The organism is Salinispira pacifica (assembly GCF_000507245.1).
Classification (GTDB): Bacteria; Spirochaetota; Spirochaetia; order DSM-27196; family Salinispiraceae; genus Salinispira; species Salinispira pacifica.
This window is the reverse complement of the sequence record NC_023035.1, coordinates 1,074,241-1,093,739: the sequence shown is the minus strand read 5'-3', so window position 1 is coordinate 1,093,739 and position 19,499 is coordinate 1,074,241. Positions and strand designations below refer to the sequence as shown.

General features: G+C 48.7%; 14 protein-coding genes and 2 CRISPR repeat arrays. Of the genes, 9 read left to right on the top strand and 5 right to left on the bottom strand.

Annotation, left to right across the window (positions count from 1 at the left end):
* Positions 1-161: 161 nt before the first annotated feature.
* Genes cas9 through cas2 form a run of 3 tightly spaced genes read left to right on the top strand, consistent with a single transcriptional unit; the run spans position 162 to position 5,781 of the window.
* The gene (cas9, locus tag L21SP2_RS04780) at positions 162-4,541 is read left to right on the top strand and encodes a type II CRISPR RNA-guided endonuclease Cas9 (RefSeq protein WP_024267366.1); all 4,380 of its coding nucleotides are present in this window, start codon (positions 162-164) and stop codon (positions 4,539-4,541) included.
* Complete coding sequence (gene cas1 / locus L21SP2_RS04775; protein WP_024267365.1) at positions 4,538-5,440, top strand: type II CRISPR-associated endonuclease Cas1; 903 nt, start codon at positions 4,538-4,540, stop codon at positions 5,438-5,440. The genes cas9 and cas1 overlap by 4 nt, the downstream gene beginning before the upstream one ends.
* A 2-nt stretch (positions 5,441-5,442) precedes the next feature.
* Entirely contained in the window at positions 5,443-5,781 is a 339-nt protein-coding gene (gene cas2, locus L21SP2_RS04770) for a CRISPR-associated endonuclease Cas2 (RefSeq protein WP_041401200.1), read from the top strand.
* Positions 5,782-5,886: 105 nt separating this feature from the next.
* A CRISPR array of direct repeats spans positions 5,887-6,514; the repeat unit is 36 nt; unit sequence ATTCTACCATTTCAAAGATCTGATTCAAGCCACAAC.
* A 6-nt stretch (positions 6,515-6,520) separates the two neighbouring features.
* Here the strand turns inward: cas2 and tnpC are convergent.
* From tnpC to L21SP2_RS04745, 5 genes are all read right to left on the bottom strand, one after another.
* Positions 6,521-8,101: an IS66 family transposase gene (gene tnpC / locus L21SP2_RS04765; RefSeq protein ID WP_024267364.1), complete on the bottom strand. Its 1,581-nt coding sequence runs from the start codon at positions 8,099-8,101 to the stop codon at positions 6,521-6,523.
* A gap of 43 nt (positions 8,102-8,144) precedes the next feature.
* Positions 8,145-8,492, bottom strand: a complete 348-nt coding sequence (gene tnpB, locus L21SP2_RS04760) for an IS66 family insertion sequence element accessory protein TnpB (RefSeq protein WP_024267363.1) — start codon at positions 8,490-8,492, stop codon at positions 8,145-8,147.
* On the bottom strand, positions 8,489-8,791 hold the full coding sequence (gene tnpA / locus L21SP2_RS04755; RefSeq protein WP_024267362.1) for an IS66 family insertion sequence element accessory protein TnpA: 303 nt from the start codon (positions 8,789-8,791) through the stop codon (positions 8,489-8,491). Before tnpA ends, tnpB begins: the two co-directional genes overlap by 4 nt.
* 115 nt (positions 8,792-8,906) lie before the next feature.
* A CRISPR array of direct repeats spans positions 8,907-10,855; the repeat unit is 36 nt; unit sequence ATTCTACCATTTCAAAGATCTGATTCAAGCCACAAC.
* Positions 10,856-11,175: 320 nt separating this feature from the next.
* The gene (gene argF / locus L21SP2_RS04750) at positions 11,176-12,171 is read right to left on the bottom strand and encodes an ornithine carbamoyltransferase (RefSeq protein ID WP_041402223.1); all 996 of its coding nucleotides are present in this window, start codon (positions 12,169-12,171) and stop codon (positions 11,176-11,178) included.
* Positions 12,172-12,343: 172 nt separating this feature from the next.
* The gene (locus tag L21SP2_RS04745; RefSeq protein WP_024267360.1) at positions 12,344-13,579 is read right to left on the bottom strand and encodes an arginine deiminase; all 1,236 of its coding nucleotides are present in this window, start codon (positions 13,577-13,579) and stop codon (positions 12,344-12,346) included.
* A 133-nt stretch (positions 13,580-13,712) separates the two neighbouring features.
* Here L21SP2_RS04745 and ortA point away from each other — a divergent pair, with 133 nt between their 5' ends.
* From ortA to L21SP2_RS04715, 6 genes are all read left to right on the top strand, one after another.
* Positions 13,713-14,027, top strand: a complete 315-nt coding sequence (gene ortA, locus L21SP2_RS04740; protein ID WP_211233433.1) for a 2-amino-4-oxopentanoate thiolase subunit OrtA — start codon at positions 13,713-13,715, stop codon at positions 14,025-14,027.
* Positions 14,024-15,442, top strand: coding sequence for a 2-amino-4-oxopentanoate thiolase subunit OrtB (gene ortB / locus L21SP2_RS04735; protein ID WP_024267358.1), 1,419 nt, complete (start codon positions 14,024-14,026; stop codon positions 15,440-15,442). The genes ortA and ortB overlap by 4 nt, the downstream gene beginning before the upstream one ends.
* 74 nt (positions 15,443-15,516) lie before the next feature.
* A complete protein-coding gene (gene ald / locus L21SP2_RS04730; protein ID WP_024267357.1) occupies positions 15,517-16,629 on the top strand; it encodes an alanine dehydrogenase in 1,113 nt (370 codons plus the stop codon).
* A complete protein-coding gene (locus L21SP2_RS04725; protein WP_024267356.1) occupies positions 16,626-17,069 on the top strand; it encodes an Lrp/AsnC family transcriptional regulator in 444 nt (147 codons plus the stop codon). The genes ald and L21SP2_RS04725 overlap by 4 nt, the downstream gene beginning before the upstream one ends.
* Positions 17,070-17,163: 94 nt before the next feature.
* Positions 17,164-18,324, top strand: a complete 1,161-nt coding sequence (gene iadA / locus L21SP2_RS04720) for a beta-aspartyl-peptidase (RefSeq protein ID WP_024267355.1) — start codon at positions 17,164-17,166, stop codon at positions 18,322-18,324.
* Positions 18,325-18,448: 124 nt separating this feature from the next.
* Entirely contained in the window at positions 18,449-19,489 is a 1,041-nt protein-coding gene (locus tag L21SP2_RS04715; protein ID WP_041401199.1) for a Gfo/Idh/MocA family protein, read from the top strand.
* Positions 19,490-19,499: the final 10 nt, after the last annotated feature.

The following is a 19,499-nucleotide window of genomic DNA, read 5'->3' as shown; positions in this document are numbered from 1 at the left end:
AAATAAAGATCAAGTGACTCGTTTTTTAGGGAATAGAAAAAAACGCCCTGCCTAGGCAGGGCAATAGTGCTTTCCGCACTTCGGCGTATAGCCTTATTGTGGAAAGAATCAGATATTTGAATTATAATACATTTAGATATTTTGTCAACTATGAGAGGTAAATGATGCCTTACACCCTTGGATTGGATTTAGGTAGCAGCTCCCTTGGTTGGGCGCTGGTGGATGAAGAACAACAGAACATAATCAAGACCGGAGTGAGAGTTTTCCCTGGTGCTGCCACGGATATTGGAACCGGGAAGGAATCATATAAGAACCAGGATCGCCGTTTATCCCGCCAGGCTCGGAGACAGACACTCAGGAGAAAGCAGCGTCGAATAGTCTTATTGAGAACACTCGTAGACTTCAAAATGTGTCCCTTGAGCAAAGATGAACTTGAAAGTTATGCAAAATACCGGAAAGGAAAGAAACAAGAATTTCCATCCTCATCCGAATTTAATTCTTGGTTAAAACTAAATCCATACGAGTTGAGAGATAGGGCATTGCATGAAGACATTTCCCGGTTCGAGTTTGGAAGAATCCTCTATCACATAATTCATCATAGGGGGTTCAAAACCGGACGTAAAAGTAATGAAGATGGTGCTCTATACAAAGGGAATGAAGACACCGTCGGTGTAGATGAGACAAAAAATCTTCTTCAACAATATGCAACCCTTGGTGAGTACTTGAATTCACTCCGGATTAAGTCTGATGGCAATGAACGATTACGAGGGCGTTACACCCTCCGCAACTGGTATGTAGACGAATTCAATAAAATTTGGGAACGTCAGGCAGGAAAGCTTGGACTTGAAAATGAGACTGTACATAGCAGAAACAAGCGGTACTACGGACCAGCCGGGAGCAGTGAACACAGGCGCAAGCTTCAAGCATATAAAAAGGCTGGAATTTCGTTCGAAATCGAGGGTGATTTTATCTGCCGCGAACAAACTGTGAGCTTGAAGGATTACCTTGGCAATCCAGACAAAGGAATTCTTTTCTACCAGAAACCATTGAAATCGCAAAAGCATCTCCTGAGCAAATGCCGCTACGAGAAAAGAAAGTCAGTATGCCAGATATCTCACCCTGAGTTTGAATACTACAGAGCTATGCAATTTGCCAATCAAATCGAGTACGGAGCGGGGGAAAAACTAAACGAGACTGATCGCAAAGATGTAATCATTCTTCTTCTCTCAAAAGATAAAGCAGTTAAGATGAGCGATTTAAAAAAGAAGATTCAAAAAACTGGAGTGCAATTCAATTATGCAGATGATCATAAAGTTCCCGGCAGCCCGACAACTGCCTTTATTTCCAAGGTGACGGACACTTCTAACGTTGAAAATATTGATTGGGAACTTTTCCATTCTATCTGGAACGATCTCGTGTTCTACGATAAAAGCGAAAAACTCAAAGAGAAGTTTCAAAGAAGCTATAACATTGATGTTTCCATTGAGCAGCTTAACAAATACAAGATAAACACCGATTACAGCTCACTCTCTCTGAAGGCGGTACGAAATATCAATCCATTTCTTCAGATGGGGATGCTTTACAATGACGCAGTAATATTTGCCGGAATCAGGCGTGTGATAGGTGAAAAATCATTTGATGCAAATGCTGATGAAATCATTTCACACGTTTCCAAATTGAAAGAAAAAAATAACCGGGATGTGAACCAAAGTTTCACTGATGCGCTTCGGGAATATGTTATGCAGACATTCAACATTTCCATGAATCAGACGTATAAGTTGTACCATCACAGTCAGGAGATGAGTGTCCAGAACAATCGTTACTATCTCAGTGAACTACCAAACCTTCGCAACCCTATTGTACAGCAAGCATTGCAGGAACTGCGAACACTCGTTAACACTCTCGTAGAGCAATATCTCCCTGACGGAGAGCAATTCAGTAAAATCAAAGTGGAACTTGCCCGGGAATTGAAGCTCCCGAGAGATGTGCGCAGACGAATGCATTGGGAGAATAATCAGCGGGCAGAGCGAAACAACGATGCAAAAATTGAACTGCAAAAATTCGGTCTTTCACCCAGCCGTGAAAATATCCAAAAGTATATTCTTTACAAGGAGATACAGAACAGCGTTCAAGGTCAAAGTGTTCAATGCCCCTACACAGGTCAATCCTTGGCTATAACCGATGTATTTGGTAACGACAACAAGGTTCAAGTAGAGCACATAATCCCATATAGTATTTCCCTGGACGACAGCCTGAGCAATAAAACCCTTTGCATCGCCGAAGAAAATGGAAAAAAAGGAGAGAAAACGCCGTACCAGTTTTATAAATCTGATCCCGATCACTGGGAAGTAGTGAAGGCAAGAGCCTTTACACTTCTACCTTACGAAAAAGCAAAGCGATTTGTATCCACCCGTGATTACGAGCCAGAAGCATTTTTACAGAGACAGCTCAATGATACTCGCTACATCAGCAAGGCTGCACGGGATTATCTTTCCACAATTTGTGATCAAGTCTATGTTTTCCCGGGCAGCTTGACAGCAAAAGTCAGAAGAATGTGGGGGCTAAACTCAATACTATCACCTCCAATCAAAACCAATTTCGAAGGAAATGCAGGAATGTATTGGGCGGTAATGAATGACGACGGGGTCATTATCGAACTAAGCGAACAGGAACTCCCTCCTCCAGCGATACGGGCATCTGATATCCTTATAAGTGGAGAAATGAAAAACGGCATATTCAAAGTTGATCGTAAATTTACAGGGCAAAGCCAAACACGAGAAGTAAGTGTAGAGCATCGTACATACGATTCTCCCGGGTGGATGGTTTACTCACTATTATCAGTTGAAAAATATCTCCCTTTATTCTCAAAACTACCCTCACAAGATACCAAATCCATCTGGCTGAAAGGCCGTGCTCAGGTAAAAGATCGCGAGTCACCATCTCTCATGTTGAATTCCTTGCCTGTTAAACTGATGCTTCCCCCTGGAGAATATGATGATAATGCCCCATATTGGGTGAATATACCCGTGAATGGAGAACTTCGTTGGGAGAAGAGAGGGGAAAAGCCGGGTAAAAATGAGCTATTGATTAAACGAACCAAGCATAGGGATGGAAAAGTTGAAGCTTTTATCGACAAACGAAAGTGTCTGTTCGATATCCCCCCTCAAGATAATAAATCTGCTTTGATTATCCCATTAGACCTTCAGGAGATACTTCAGGTCGTGCGGATGTTTACACCTACTCCTGCAATAGCGGAACATCAGTTCCTCATTAAGGGTAAAATTGACCAAAGCTACAGATTTACCGCGGAAAGCAATTTCAGAATAGCTTTGGATGCTCCTGAAGGAACCCCATCCGGCCCCGCATTCGCTATAGCTAACTGTGAACCACGGGATATGCGTTTTTATCCGAAAAAGAACATAAAACCTAAAAACGGAAAGGGAAAAAATGTCCTTTCCGGTTTTGTGTTCCAGGAAGACGGGAGTCTTGTATTTAACCCCGGAAAAAACCGTATGGATCATCGACATCACGCCATAGATGCTCTGACAATAGCCCTACTGAATACGGGGCAGTTGCGGGAACTTAGCGGATATTTTTTAAAGATCAAGAAAAGACAGCGCTACAGCGCTCCTAAGCCACAGTTCCCGTTACCCTGGGACAACTTTCGAGCCGATGCATTAAATTCAATTAACAGCATTCTGGTGGTTCATCGCCAAAATAGGGAAATAATCAAGAGAATAAAAAAGAACACAAGACTTAATGGACGCACATATGTATCCCAAGGCATGAGTGTGCGGGGTCAACTGCACAAGGACACTGTTTACGGTAAGCACTATATACCGGGAAGTGATGAACCGGGATACCACGTTCGAAAGCAAATAACAGATTTGACTTCTCTGAGTAAAATTGCTGATGCTGGCACACATGAAATTCTTCGAACGTTCGTCGAAGAAAATGGTTACTCCATTGATGAGAAAGAAAAAGTAAAAGGTGAATGGTTTACAAAGGGTAATGATTACCAGGTTATAATGCCAAGCTCCGGTAAGCCCGGAAATCCAATAAAGAAGGTGAGAATCAGGGAGAACCTGGGTAATGCAGTGCAATGGCATACAGGTATAAACCAGTACGTGAACCCACGCAATAACTACGCATTCATCATATACCGTGATTCAGACGGCAACTATAAAGAACACCCGGTTACTTTCTGGGATGCTGTTCAGGCAAGACTTGCTGGGAAAAGCGTTTATCAGCTTCCGGAACCCGGTAAGATTATTACCACCCTTCACATAAACGATACGTTTTTGCTTGGATTAGGTGATGAGCAGCTGCAGGGAGATCTTCCCCAGGAGCTTGTCTCACGGCATCTATACCGGGTACAGAAGTTGTCTTCAATGTATTACTGCTTCCGCCTTCATACAGAAAGCACATTGGATCGAGATTTTGAGCCGTACTACCTCGGGATACAAAGCTTCAAAGCTTGGAAGGAACAAAATCCGTTAAGAGTCAAGGTAGCCACCACCGGGGAGGTGAATTTAGAATGATCAAACGAACCCTCTACTTCAGCAAACCTGTATACCTCAAGCAGGCCAATAATCAACTTGAGGCATTTTCAGACCATGAGCTGATCACTTCAGCACCCATTGAAGATATCGGCTTCCTAGTCCTGGATAACCCACAAATTGCATACTCCCAATCACTTGTTGCAACCCTTTTGGAAAATAATGCGGCTATCATCTACTGCAATAGTAAACACATGCCAACCGGAATGGTATTAAACCTGGATTCACACCATCTTCAACATGAATTACAGCGATCACAGATCGAAGTAAAGCAACCGGTAAAGAAGGCATTATGGAAACACATAGTCGAGAGAAAAATCCGCAATCAGATAGCCGTGGCTGAATTTAGCAAGCTTCAAATACCAGAGCTACTCCGTGCATGCAGCAAAGAGGTAAAGAGCGATGATTCAACCAATAGAGAAGCGGTTGCTGCTAAATCCTACTGGAAGACTGTGATGCCGGAGGGATACACGCGTTCAAACAGGGACTTGTTAGCTAACAAAAAACTGAATTATGGCTATGCAATTCTGCGGGCAGCAGTAGCCCGTTCGCTTAGCGGATCCGGACTTCTTCCTACTATTGGTATTCACCATAGGAATCAATATAACAGTTTTGCACTGGCTGATGACATTATGGAACCCTATCGTCCATTCGTAGATGCACAAGTACTTCAAACAACTACACCGGACCGATTATTGAATAAGGCTGATCTTACAAAGGAGGACAAAGCTGATATGTTAAATGCCCTTACCCGGGATGTATATTTTCCTGAAAAGAAACGTCCTTTAAGCAATGGTCTGAGCCTGACAACGGCATCTATTGCACGACATTTCACTGACAAAACAATGAAGCCGATGTTTCCAAAATTCAAGAAGCTATAGCCATGGGACATGGGGCAATCAGTGCCTATAGAATTATGTGGATAGTAGTATTCTTTGATTTACCCACGAATACAAAGCAGGAACGGAAAGTGGCCAGTGATTTTCGAAAAGACTTGCTGCGTGATGGATTCACCATGTTTCAGTATTCTGTATATATGAGAGCTTGCACAAGCAATGAATCGGTTGAAGTTCATAAAAGTCGTATTTCGGCAATGTTGCCGGGCTCCGGGCAGGTGAGTATTTTTAGTTTAACCGATAAGCAGTACTCTGCTATCGAAAATTTTACAGGGAAAGCAGCCACGTCCATGCCCCAAACCCCTTCCCAATTGGAGATGTTTTAATGAAAAAAAATGGCAATCACACTAATAAAAATTCAATGCAATTGCCAAAAAAAATGAAATGGATCAGCTTTAATTCTTTGTGCCCAAGTAGTTTGCGAACCATGTATTCTACCATTTCAAAGATCTGATTCAAGCCACAACGCAAGGCCGGGGAACCTTTCAAAAAGCCAAATTCTACCATTTCAAAGATCTGATTCAAGCCACAACTAGGACCACCTATATAATCATTATAATTAATTCTACCATTTCAAAGATCTGATTCAAGCCACAACGTGTCGTCGTGCTTCCGTCAACGGCAAGGATTCTACCATTTCAAAGATCTGATTCAAGCCACAACTTAACATTAATCGGCATAAATTTCCCCCTTATTCTACCATTTCAAAGATCTGATTCAAGCCACAACGTACCGGAGACATGGGTTTACTGATTCCTGATTCTACCATTTCAAAGATCTGATTCAAGCCACAACGAAGACTCTATTTATGAATACTTTCCAAAAATTCTACCATTTCAAAGATCTGATTCAAGCCACAACTATCTGGGTCTTAATAACTATTACCTCCGCATTCTACCATTTCAAAGATCTGATTCAAGCCACAACTCCTTTCCGGCTACTTTTTTCACCAGATTTATTCTACCATTTCAAAGATCTGATTCAAGCCACAACAAAGAAATGATTGACAGATGGCAAGTAGAGATTCTACCATTTCAAAGATCTGATTCAAGCGTAAGCGTAAATTTAAGCCTGTAAAATCGACTTCATTTCCAAGAGTTCGTCCTTAATGTTCCAGGGCAGTAATTCTTCCCATTTTCCAGAAAGGGCAATCTCTGGTGCACGGGTGAATACATGAACCAGATAGCCGTAGGGGTTCAAACCATTCTGTCTGGCAGTCTCGATGAGCGAGAACATGAAACAGGAGGATTCTGCCCCCTGTGGGCTCCCGCTGAATAGCCAGTTCTTGCGTCCAAGCACAAAAGGACGAATAGCATTTTCCGAACTGTTGTTGTCCGGGGTGAGCTGAGGATGTTCGAGATATTTCATGATCTTGTCCCACTGCGAGAGCGCATAACTTACTGCCTGACCAGTGGCACTGGTGGGGCGAATGCTCAGGGCTTTCTTGTCGAGCCATGCTTTGAAATCTTTGGCTACCGGTGCAATTCGTGCCTTGCGTTCAGAGATAAATTCTTCATCTAACAGATCAAGGCTACGCAGTTCTTTCTCTATACGGTAAAACTTGGCGATTTTCGAAACCGCCTCATGAGCGCTTCCGGCTTTCTTTGATGACTTGCCTGCTTCGAAGAATTTCCGGCGAATATGAGCCATACAGCCAACATGTACGATATCGTTCCGGTTCTTGAGAGCTGTTTCGTATCCAACATACCCGTCGGTTTGTAAGTAGCCTGAGAATTCTTTGAGGTAATTTTTTGCATAGTCTGACCCGCGGCTTCGGTGATATTCATAATCCACCACCTTTTTATCAGGCGGGCCTCCTCTTGCGAGCCACATATACGATTTACTGGTATTGGATTTTTCCTCTTCATTCATGACCTGGACGGTGGTTTCATCCATCTGAACGACCGATCCGGACAGAATCTGCGCTTTCATGAGGGTTTTAAAGGGTTTCAGTAGCTCGTACGCTTTCTGTTGCCAATTTGACATATCCTGCCGGCTGATTCTCGCTCCAACCCGTTCAAAGCGCTTTTCCTGCCGGTAAAAGGGTAGATGATCGACAAACTTGTTCTGAATAATGAATGCCAGAAGCTCCGGGGTGACAATACTCTTAGGGATGATGGACGGAGGAACCGGAGCAATACGGAACACCGGTTTGTCTTCGTCCCCGGAACCTTCACATTTACGGCAGGCATATTTGGGCCGTATATGCCGTTCGACGAAAAACTGTTCGGGGATGGTTTTCAGTTTTTCACTGACTTCTTCGTCGATTTTGGAGAGCTCATGACCGCATCCACAGTGCTTCTCGTCTTCCGGGATGTCGTGGATGACATCGACCCTCGGTAGGTCATCGGATAATGGTTTTCGCCCCCGTTTCTTTCGGGTATGAGACGTGACTGTTGTAACTGTGTCTGTGGCATCCGTATCATCTGCCGGTGTCGAGGCGACCTGCGACTCTTCAAACAGCATCGTCTGCAGTAGGTCAGAAGCGGACTCGCTGGTGCGGGCGAACTTTCGAAACCGGGCCAGTTTAAGTTGTTCCTGAAGGTCTTCGATTTCTAGTTCGCGCTCAGCAAGTCGGGAGTCCAGTGCGGTTATATGGGTCTTGACTGCGTCTGGTAACTGTTCAATCTCCGCTGCGCTCAACATGATCTAAATTCTAGCATGGACTCAGCAGTTGAGGGAAGTCATTTCAGTTACATTCGACATACTCAATTGCCTTATGGGCGTGCCAAAAATCAATGCCGTCCAGAATCATCTGTAGTTGGGCTGTGGTGATCTGCTTTGCCTGTTCCTCGGTGTCCGGCCAGGGAAAGCGGTCTTTTTCCAACCGCTTGAGCCACAGACAGAACCCGTTGCGGTCCCACCAGATACATTTGAGTAATCTCCGGTTCCGATTGCAGAACAGAAACAAGGATCCAGACATGGCCAAGTGGTTCATCTTCTGCTCGACAATTTCCGATAAACCGTTCACCTGCTTGCGCATATCAGTAACACCTGGACGGACATAAATATCCAGTTGGGACAGATCAGGAATCACCGGAATGCCGCCAAAACTGCTTGCAGACGTTCGGAGGAGATTCTATCCGGCACCATGATGCGAAACCTTCGATCAATCTCTATTACTATATCATTGGAAGAAGCCATGCGCCCCTTCGGTTCAATGTGGACCAGATCCCGATTTGGAGATTCACTGGTCATGGAATTCTTAACCCGCTTCATCCAGTAATGTAGCGTTGAAAGCTTGATTTCGTGATTTCGGCAGAACTCCTTTTGGGTTTGTCCACTTTCCCGCCATTGATCGGTGATAGCCTTCCATTTCTCTACTTTTTTATCCATAATTCCTCCATGTGGAAGAATTATTCCATCTAAAGCTCAGGTTGTGCAGGGCCTGGTAAATTGACGGTTACATTCAAGCCACAACTCAACAGGGTTTATGAAAATAATAACCCCAATTCTACCATTTCAAAGATCTGATTCAAGCCACAACCAACGGGAAACCTTATATCGTGTGATGTCAATTCTACCATTTCAAAGATCTGATTCAAGCCACAACCGCTGTGGTCTGCTAATAAGCTAATGGAGCATTCTACCATTTCAAAGATCTGATTCAAGCCACAACTACCGCCCTGGCTTCTTTAATTCGTCTATCATTCTACCATTTCAAAGATCTGATTCAAGCCACAACTGCCCCTCTGACCGGATGCGCCCCGGCTGAATTCTACCATTTCAAAGATCTGATTCAAGCCACAACCGGCAGGGCTGTTTAATTTCTATCCACTCTATTCTACCATTTCAAAGATCTGATTCAAGCCACAACACCCGAAGCAAATAGGGATAGATATTGACAATTCTACCATTTCAAAGATCTGATTCAAGCCACAACTATCTACGAGAATATCACCGGCGGTGTCCAATTCTACCATTTCAAAGATCTGATTCAAGCCACAACTCCGCCGCAGCTTAAGGGCTGAATCCGATTATTCTACCATTTCAAAGATCTGATTCAAGCCACAACTTGAGACCGGAGAAAGCCGAAACGAAGCCGATTCTACCATTTCAAAGATCTGATTCAAGCCACAACTCTGGCCTTTACAGCAAAGAGGAGGTTATGATTCTACCATTTCAAAGATCTGATTCAAGCCACAACTCAAGTTGTTTCCCTGGTCGTTCGGGTCGGATTCTACCATTTCAAAGATCTGATTCAAGCCACAACGAAATGCTGAACAGCTGGTACGAAGAATATATTCTACCATTTCAAAGATCTGATTCAAGCCACAACGGCCAACCGATTTATGTCTGCTTCGGTTATATTCTACCATTTCAAAGATCTGATTCAAGCCACAACACTGACATTATTTATGATATATCAATGCTGATTCTACCATTTCAAAGATCTGATTCAAGCCACAACACCCATCAGAAAGTAAAAAATTTCTGTTTCATTCTACCATTTCAAAGATCTGATTCAAGCCACAACAAGTGGTGGACATAGTGAATACCGTTGAAAATTCTACCATTTCAAAGATCTGATTCAAGCCACAACAACCGAAAGCGACGATACGATGTTTTCTGCATTCTACCATTTCAAAGATCTGATTCAAGCCACAACGGGATAGGTGTCCCACTTTCAATAAAACGCATTCTACCATTTCAAAGATCTGATTCAAGCCACAACTATCCGCCAGTTGATTGTGTCCTCCTAAAAATTCTACCATTTCAAAGATCTGATTCAAGCCACAACTCAAGACCGGGGAAGGACGGGCTGATGCGCATTCTACCATTTCAAAGATCTGATTCAAGCCACAACCACTCACTCCTGGTTATGATATCGCTGACGATTCTACCATTTCAAAGATCTGATTCAAGCCACAACAATCATGACTTTCCTCTTTTAGAATGGGATATTCTACCATTTCAAAGATCTGATTCAAGCCACAACAGTACGGCCTGAGCATGGACCTGAAGCATAATTCTACCATTTCAAAGATCTGATTTAAGCCACAACGACTAATAGATTTAATTCTTTTCAGCACAGATTCTACCATTTCAAAGATCTGATTCAAGCCACAACCCACTATAAGAATCATTAGCTATAACAACAATTCTACCATTTCAAAGATCTGATTCAAGCCACAACACAAACACCCATCGCATGATGTCAACACCGATTCTACCATTTCAAAGATCTGATTCAAGCCACAACACAAGATCTGCAAATTGATCTGTACTATAAATTCTACCATTTCAAAGATCTGATTCAAGCCACAACAGACTCTTTGGGAATGACCCACTTTCGAGAATTCTACCATTTCAAAGATCTGATTCAAGCCACAACAGGCAACCCGTCTAAGCGCCGCCGGTCGGATTCTACCATTTCAAAGATCTGATTCAAGCCACTATTAGATATAGCGTTATCATTACTATCTCCTGAACCTGTCATTTCAAAATCTCATCTACGACCCAGCTGATGACCCCACCCCACCGCACCCCGGCGAACAAATTGCGGAAGTTCGAACATCAGCCTCACTCCGGAAAAAGCATCACGTAATAAAAGTAATTTATTATACGTGAGAATCTGTGGGCATGGGTGGTTTCAAACCGCTCCCGCATATGTGCCGCCCCAGCCGGCAGGGGGCGCCCATTCCGGGCGCAGGGCCGGCAGGAGGCGCAGATCCCGGGTGCAGGCGCCGGCTCCCGGGGGGTATGGGCAAGCTCTGGTTTTAAAGGTCCCCGATGGTGGCCACCATCACCGCTTTAATGGTGTGAAGACGGTTTTCCGCCTCGTCGAACACCACAGAGTGCCTGCTTCGGAACACCTCATCGGTCACTTCCATCTCTTTCAGCCCGAATTTCTCGTAAATCTCCTGACCGATCTGAGTTTTGGTATCGTGGAAGGAGGGCAGGCAATGGAGGAACAGCACCTGATCGTTTCCGGTGCCCCTGATCATATCCATGTTTACCTGGTAGGGCTTGAGAAGTTTAATGCGCTCTTCAAACTGATCTTCTTCACCCATGGAAACCCATACATCGGAATAAATTGCATCGGCATCCTTCACCCCTGCTTGTACGTCATCGGTGAGTTCGATCACTGCCCCGGTTTCCTTTGCAAGTTCCTTCATTTCCGCCACCAGGGATTCCTGGGGGTGGAGCTGTTTAGGGGCAACGGCGGTGAAATGCATGCCCATTTTCACCGCTCCGATCATCAGGCTGTTCCCCATGTTGTTCCGGGCGTCCCCCACGAACACAAACTTCACCTGGTTCAGGGGCTTTTCGCAATGCTCCTGGATGGTGAGAAGATCCGCCAGCACCTGAGTCGGATGATACATATCAGTAAGACCGTTCCACACCGGTACTCCCGCATATCGGGCCAGTTCATCCACGGTTTCCTGTTTGAAGCCCCGGAATTCTATGCCGTCATAGTATCTTCCAAGAACTCTGGCGGTATCTTCAATGGATTCCTTTTTCCCCATCTGGCTGTTGCTGAGAAAGGTTACCCGTCCCCCTTCATCGAAGGCGGCGGTTTCAAAGGCCGCTCTGGTGCGGGTGGATGTTTTTTCAAAAAGGAGGACGATGTTCTTTCCATCCAGCAGATTCCCCCGGATACCTGAGCGTTTTTTATTCTTCAGGTCCCGGCTGAGCATAAGCAGGTATTCTATTTCGGCTGGGCTGAAATCCTTGAGGGTGAGGAAATGTCTTCCTTTTACATTGATCGGCATGCTGTCTCCTTCGGGCTGTTTCAATTGATATCTGAGCATTGCATCTGATATCTGTATTTTCATCCGGGACTCCCGGTCCCGGTTCCATATTCTATCGGAACTTTATGAATGTATCATCACAGACTGCTTTAAAAACGGCCGTCTTTACCCTGGTGGACAGGGAGAAAACGGGCTATTCCGTTTCCCGGTACAGGGGCATGCTCATGCAGCGGGGACCGCCCCGCCCTCTCACCAGTTCCGAGCCTGGAATTTCCACCACCTCGATGTTGTGTTTCCTGAGGATGTCGTTGGACACGGTATTCCGGCGGTAGGTGACCACACAGCCCGGGGAAATCGCCAGGGTGTTGGTTCCGTCGTTCCACTGTTCCCGTTCGGCGGTGAGCAGGTCCCCGCCGCCGGTCTCGATGAGCTGTATGCCCCTGAGCCCCAGGCTTTCACTCAGGGTTTTTTTCAGGTTTTCCCGGGGGATGATGCTGAGCCCGCCCTTGGAACCGGGTTTAATGGAGAACACCTTGATGTGTTCGGCGATCCCCGGAAATATGCTGAATTTATCCCGGTCAACCATGGTGAACACCGTATCCAGATGCATGTATGCCCGGGCGAAGGGGATTTGAAGAACCAGAACTTCCCGGAACCCTGTATCTTTTTCAAAGATCCGCTCTGCCAGTTCTTCTATTCCCTCGGGACTTGTCCGGGCGCTGCAGCCGATGGCTATTACTTCCGGGCTGAGAATGAGAATATCCCCGCCCTCTATGCTGTCTTTTTCATTATAATGATGCCAGAGATCCACCCCGGCAGAGGTGAAGCGGCGATGATATCTGGCGATCTGCTCAAGGAGCATACTTTCCCGTTTCCGGGCCCGGGCCTTCATGGTGTTCACCGAAAGCCGGTTTCCGATCACCGTGCCGTAATCCCGGGAGAAATAGAGGTTCGGCAGAGGGTCCAGGTAGAAGGGAAATCCTTCCTTAATATAAAACGATAGGCGTTTTTCATCGGCGGAATGGGGAACTTCATTCTTGCTCAGACCTGCGAGCAGGGTTTGGGCCAATTCCCCGGAGGAGCGGGAGAGCAGGAGCTGGCGGATATCTTCTTTTAATGATGCGGAGTTCACGTGCAGCTCATCAATTACCGTATTGACGATCTGTACCCGGGCATCCTGCTGGGCCAGGGTTTCTTTCAGCAGATTCTCGAAGTAGAGCACTTCGATGCCTCTGCTTGTGAGCTGCAGGGCGAATTCATCGTGTTCCTTCTGCATTTGCTCCAGGTAGGGAATATCCTCAAAAAGCATTTCATCCAGATACTTGGGGATCAGCTGCTCCAGCTCCCTGCTGGGACGGTGAAGCAGAATGGTCTTCAGAGGATCAATTTCCGACCGGATTTGAAGCAGGGGATGTGATCTGTTACTCATACCGTTCTCCAATGGAGATTATATTACCACTGAAATAGTAACAGTGAAAAGCGCTTTACCTGCAAATTTGTTTTATTACTATCGAAGTAGTTATGATAGAATACAGGTGAGATCCCAAGGGAAAAGGAGAAATATGATGACAGTTAAGGCCGGAACCCTGGTTGATATCCATATGGTTCTTCTTCCCCGGGGGCAGCGAGCTCCACGGGTGCCGGAAGATACGGCAGCGGTTGACCTGGAAATGAAGGTGAAGGGCGAACTTCTCCATGATGGCGAGAAGGGCTCCATTGTCCGGATCCGTACGGCGGCCGGGAGAACTATGGAGGGAACCCTGACGGCGGTAAACCCCGAATACAGTCACGGTTTCGGTGCACCCGTTCCCGAACTCGGTCATGTAGGTCCCCAGCTGAGAGAGCGGCTTGCCCAACTCCGAAAGGAGGAGAAATGAACAGCTACCAGGAAGTGATGGCCCGGAAGAGTGAAATCATGCGCAGCTCGGTGGGCATCGATTACGGGAAGTACGCCCGGGGACGTCTGGCCTTCGACTACGAAGGGATGCTGGCTGATACGGGGTATGCAATTGATGATATCCGCAGAATTCAGCGCCAGGTGGCTGTGGGAAATACTCCCTTGGTGGAATTGAAGAACCTGAGTGCAATCGCCCGCTCCCTGGCCCGGCCGGGAATGGGCGCACGGATCTTTGTGAAGGATGAAGCGGCCAACCCCTCTGGGTCATACAAGGACCGACGAGCATCCATGTCCGCCTATGAGGCCTGCCGCCTGGGCTACCCCGGGATTGCGGCGGCTTCCAGCGGCAATTACGGCGCCGCAGTGGCAAGCCAGGCCTGCAAGTACGGTCTGGGAAGCATTATTGTCCAGGAGAGTTTCGACTCCCGGGGAATTGAGCAGCCGGAAATTGCAGAGAAGACCCGGGCCTGCGAGTCCTACGGGGCGGAAGTGCTGCGCCTCTCGGTGGGCCCGGAGCTGTTTTATCAGTTTCTGCTGGCCCTGGAAGAGACAGGGTACTACAACGCATCCCTCTACACCCCCCAGGCCATTCTTGGTGTGGAAAGTCTGGGCTGGGAGATTGTGGAGCAGGTGGAGGAACTCACCGGGAAGCGGCCCCATACGGTGATCGCCACCAACGCCGGCGGAGGCAATCTCACCGGTACCGCCCGGGGGCTGAAGGCCGCCGGTGCGGAAGAATGCAGCATCGTGGGGGCAAGCGTGGATCTCCAGGGGCTGCACATGGCCTCGGACAGGGATTTCAACCGGAAGTCGTTCACAACGGGCCACACGGGGTTTTCCATCCCCTTCACCACCTGGCCCGACAGATCGGATGTTCCCCGGAGCGCAGCCCGCCCTTTGCGCTACATGGACCGTTTCGTCACCGTGAGTCAGGGGGAAGTGTTTTACATGACCCAGGCTCTGGCGGAGATGGAGGGGATGGAGCGGGGTCCTGCGGGAAATACATCTCTGGCGGCGGCTTTCGCCATGGCTCAGCAGATCCCCGAAGATGAAATTCTGGTGGTCCAGGAGACGGAGTACACCGGGGCGGGAAAACATCCCATTGCCCAGCTCAATCTGGCAAAATCCATGGGAATAGAAGTGTACCGGGGGAACCCTGAAGAAAACCTGCCCGGCCGGCGCATTGTCATCCCCGCCGATCCCCGGCAGATCCAGGTAAGGGATATTCCCATATCCCGGCTTCAGCACAGCTACCTGAAACACGCCCTGGAAGGAACAGATATTAATACGGCGGGAAGGGAACTTGAAACCCAGGATATTGACTTTCTCATGGCCGAAACCCGGCTGGATCAGGCCGGGCTGATGGATGCTCTGGAGATAATATCCCATGAATAATGCGATTTTCGTATATATTATTTCTCATTTTACGTAATTCGTGATAATCTCAAACCAAAGGAATGGAGGTTCAGATGGTTGTAGGAACAGTGCGGGAGATTAAACGGCATGAATACCGGATCGGGCTCACCCCCCAATGCGTACAGGCATACATCGGGAGAGGTCATTCGGTTCTGGTTGAAAAGGACGCAGGTCTTGGAGCGGGATTCACCAATGAAGAGTATCTGGAAGCGGGAGCACAGCTGATCGACGGTGCCGCAGAAGTGTTCAAAGCTGCGGACATGATTGTGAAGGTGAAAGAGCCACAGCCCGTCGAGATAGAAATGCTCCGCAAGGATCAGATTCTCTACACATATCTGCATCTTGCAGCCGACGAAGCCCAGACCAGGGGACTGATGAAGAAGGGGGTAAAAGCCATTGCCTACGAAACCATTGAACCTCAGAAGGGTCTGCTTCCCTGTCTCAAACCCATGAGCGAGATTGCCGGCCGGCTCAGTGCCCAGGAGGGAGCCAAGTATCTGGAAAAACCCTTCGGCGGCCGGGGAGTGCTGCTGGGCGGTGTTCCGGGAGTTGCACGGGGCAAAGTGGCCATCCTGGGAGGAGGGGTTGTTGGAACCAATGCCGCCCAGATTGCCATGGGAATGGGAGCAGAGGTAACCATTCTGGATATCAACGCCGGCAGACTTGAAGAGCTGGATCAGCTGTATCACGGTCAGCTGAGCACCCTCTACTCCACCCAGGCCAATATCGATAAGGTTCTGGAAGAAAGCGATCTGATTATCGGCGCAGTGCTGATTCCGGGAGCAAAGGCCCCCCGTCTGATCCGCCGGGAGGATCTTTCGAAAATGAAAACCGGCGCCCTGCTGGTGGATGTAGCCATCGACCAGGGAGGATGCTTCGAAACATCCAAGCCCACCACCCACGACGATCCGGTGTATACCGTGGACGGCATTCAGCATTACTGCGTGGCCAACATGCCCGGGGCGGTTTCCCGGACATCCACCCTTGCCCTCACCAGCACCACCCTCTCCTACGGCTTGGCAATCGCCGGGAAGGGTGTGGAAAAAGCCTGCAAGGAAGACAATGCGCTGAAGCTGGGGCTGAATCTCTATAACGGAAAAATCACCTACAAGGGTGTGGCGGACGCATTCGATCTGGAATACACTGATCCGGACAGCATCCTGTGAACAGTTTCCAGCCCGATGATGTGGACTGGAACATCATCGATCTTTTACGCTCCGGGGCGATGAGCAATAATGCCGTCGCCCGGGAGCTGAACATTTCCGAGGGCACGGTGCGTCAGCGGATTAAGCGTCTGAAAGATGCGGATATTCTCAGGGTGCGGGGGCAGATCAACCCGGATATTCTCCCCCGGCAGCAGCTGGCCATCATCGGTATCAACCTTGGCGACAGCAGAACCCTGGAGAACAAAGCCCGGGAGATCGGGGATCTGCAGCATGTGCTATCCGCATCCATCGTTTCAGGCCGCTTCGATGTGATGGCCGAAGTGCTGGTAGATTCCAACCAGGGGCTGGTTGATTTTCTTACCAGACAGTTGTCTACTGTAGACGGGGTGATCTCCAGCGAAACGTTTCTGATGCTCAAGAGCTTTCACCGCTTCGTCTGAGCGTACCCTCAAGTCCGTAAAAGACGGCTTAATCCCGTGGAAGACGGCTCATATCAGTATGACCGAAGTTTCCATGCATCTGTTCGGAGGCCCCATGTACATCATCAAAAATATCGATATCTATGCTCCCGCAGCCCTGGGAAGAAAAGACATCCTCGTCGGCGGAACACAAATTCTTGCCATTGAAGAGAGTCTTGAAGCACTGGTCTCCAGTCTGCCCCGGGGAAGGGTCAGAGTGATCGACGGCAGCGGCTCAATTGCCATTCCCGGACTGGTGGACAACCATCTGCACATCACCGGCGGAGGCGGCGAAGGGGGCTTTACCAGCCGCACTCCCGAAATGGAGTTCAGCCGGATCGCCGCAGCCGGAGTCACCTCGGTGGTGGGTACTCTGGGCACCGATGCCTCCACCCGCAGCATGAATAATCTTCTGGCCAAGGTGAAAGCCCTGAGAGAACAGGGAATATCCGCCTGGTGCTACAGCGGAAACTATCAGCTTCCCCTGCGTACGGTAACCGGAAACCTCACCGACGACATTGTTCTCATAGAAGAGATTATCGGAGCGGGAGAGGTTGCAATTGCCGACCACCGCTCCAGCCAGCCCAGCCCTGCTGAACTGACCCGGCTTGCTTCCCAGGCCCGGGTGGGAGGCCTGCTTTCCGGGAAGGCGGGAACGCTAAACATCCATGTCGGCGCAGGGACGGAAGGCATTTCCCTTCTGGAAGAAGCGGTTGCCGGAAGCGAAATTCCCCGGACTCAATTTGTACCCACCCACATGGGCAGAGATCAGGCACTGCTGAACCAGGGAATTTCCTGGGCGCTGGCCGGAGGTTATGTGGATTTCACCGCCTGCACGGTGCAGCAGTTCCTGGATGAGGGGGAGATCCGCTGCAGCAGCGCACTGAACATGCTTCTGGATAACGGCGTGCCCCTGGACCGCATCAGCTTCAGTTCGGATGCCGGAGGAAGCCTGCCGGATTTTAATGAGCAGGGCGAATATCAGGGCATGACAGTGGGTAGCTGCACCAGTCTCCTGGATGAAGTGAGGCTGGCGGTACATGTGGAAGGCCTGGATCTTCCCACCGCCCTTGCACCGGTCACAGAAAACCCAGCGAAACGGCTGAAGCTTCAGGGCAAAGGCCGCCTGCAGGCGGGTAACGACGCTGATCTGGTGATCCTGGATCAGCAGAGCCTGAAACCGCTGCAGGTTTTCGCCCGGGGAACACTCATATCTGAGGGGGGTGCAGACTCATAAGCAGGCCGTACAGCCTGCTGCCTCCATTGTCCCTTTCATCGGGCTGTTATATTCTGATAACTACGAAGACTGATACCTATGAGGGCAGATATCTATGGGGCCTGCCAACCATGAGGAGCATGATATGTCACAAGCACAACACCTGAGGCTGGGAATCATCGGTGCGGGAATTGCCGCCAACGATCTGCACGTTCCGGCAATCGAGAAACTTCAGGACAAGATCAGAATCAGCGCAGTATGCAACCGGAGTCCGGAGAAAGCCCGGCGTCTGGCAGCCCGGGCGGACCGGCTCTACGGACAGGAGACTCCATGGTTCACCGATTACACGGAGCTTCTGGCGCGGGAGGACGTGGATGCCGTTGCCGTACTCCTGCCGGTGGATTTGAATTACCGGGTAACCCGCTCTGCGGTGGAGGCGGGAAAGCATGTGTTGGTGGAAAAACCCCTGGCTGCCAACCTTGAGGAAGGCAGGAAGATGCTCAAGCTGGAAGAGGATCATCCCGAACTGGTGATGATGGTTGCGGAAAATTTTCGCTACCGCCGTGTCTACCGGGAAGCTGCGGGGATGCTGAAATCCGGGGCAATCGGCGAAATCCAGCACATCCGATGGGATTTTATTATGCAGATGCTCCCGGAGACCAATAAGTATGCCCGTACATCCTGGAGAACCGGCCACAGCTTTGCAGGCGGATTTGTTACCGACGGCGGAGTGCATGTGATTTCCGCCATGCGGGATCTTTTCGGAGATCTCAGCATTAGCGCTGCCGAGGTGTGGTCAACCAATCCGGAAATCGGAAAAATGGATGCCCTTCTGGCCCAGTTCACCAGCTCCGGAAGGGAAGGAATTTCTCCTGCCAGGGGAACGCTGCATATAAATTACTCGGTCAACGGATTGAAGGGGATGCGGGCGGTAATCATGGGTACCCGGGGCAGCATGATTATCGACGACGTGGATATCAGCATACTGAAAAACAGCGAATCCATGCCCGACGAATCATTGAGCGAACACCGCCATTTCCCCGATGACAAGGGCTACCGCGGGGAATACGAAGACTTTCTCAGCGCAATCTCGGGAACCGCAGCACCGGTTTCCAGCATTACCCAGGGATACAAGGATCTGGAAACCATCCTGGGGGCAATTGAACTGGCCGGCGGCGGCAGCTGAGCACGGAGAT

Bases quoted from the DNA above. Each gene is read 5' to 3' on its own strand.
- cas9 (WP_024267366.1), top strand. From the start codon at position 162: ATGATGCCTTACACCCTTGGATTGGATTTAGGTAGCAGCTCCCTTGGT.
- cas1 (WP_024267365.1), top strand. From the start codon at position 4,538: ATGATCAAACGAACCCTCTACTTCAGCAAACCTGTATACCTCAAGCAG.
- cas2 (WP_041401200.1), top strand. From the start codon at position 5,443: ATGGGACATGGGGCAATCAGTGCCTATAGAATTATGTGGATAGTAGTA.
- tnpC (WP_024267364.1), bottom strand. From the start codon at position 8,101: ATGTTGAGCGCAGCGGAGATTGAACAGTTACCAGACGCAGTCAAGACC.
- tnpA (WP_024267362.1), bottom strand. From the start codon at position 8,791: ATGGATAAAAAAGTAGAGAAATGGAAGGCTATCACCGATCAATGGCGG.
- argF (WP_041402223.1), bottom strand. From the start codon at position 12,171: ATGCCGATCAATGTAAAAGGAAGACATTTCCTCACCCTCAAGGATTTC.
- L21SP2_RS04745 (WP_024267360.1), bottom strand. From the start codon at position 13,579: ATGAGTAACAGATCACATCCCCTGCTTCAAATCCGGTCGGAAATTGAT.
- ortA (WP_211233433.1), top strand. From the start codon at position 13,713: ATGATGACAGTTAAGGCCGGAACCCTGGTTGATATCCATATGGTTCTT.
- ortB (WP_024267358.1), top strand. From the start codon at position 14,024: ATGAACAGCTACCAGGAAGTGATGGCCCGGAAGAGTGAAATCATGCGC.
- ald (WP_024267357.1), top strand. From the start codon at position 15,517: ATGGTTGTAGGAACAGTGCGGGAGATTAAACGGCATGAATACCGGATC.
- iadA (WP_024267355.1), top strand. From the start codon at position 17,164: ATGTACATCATCAAAAATATCGATATCTATGCTCCCGCAGCCCTGGGA.
- L21SP2_RS04715 (WP_041401199.1), top strand. From the start codon at position 18,449: ATGTCACAAGCACAACACCTGAGGCTGGGAATCATCGGTGCGGGAATT.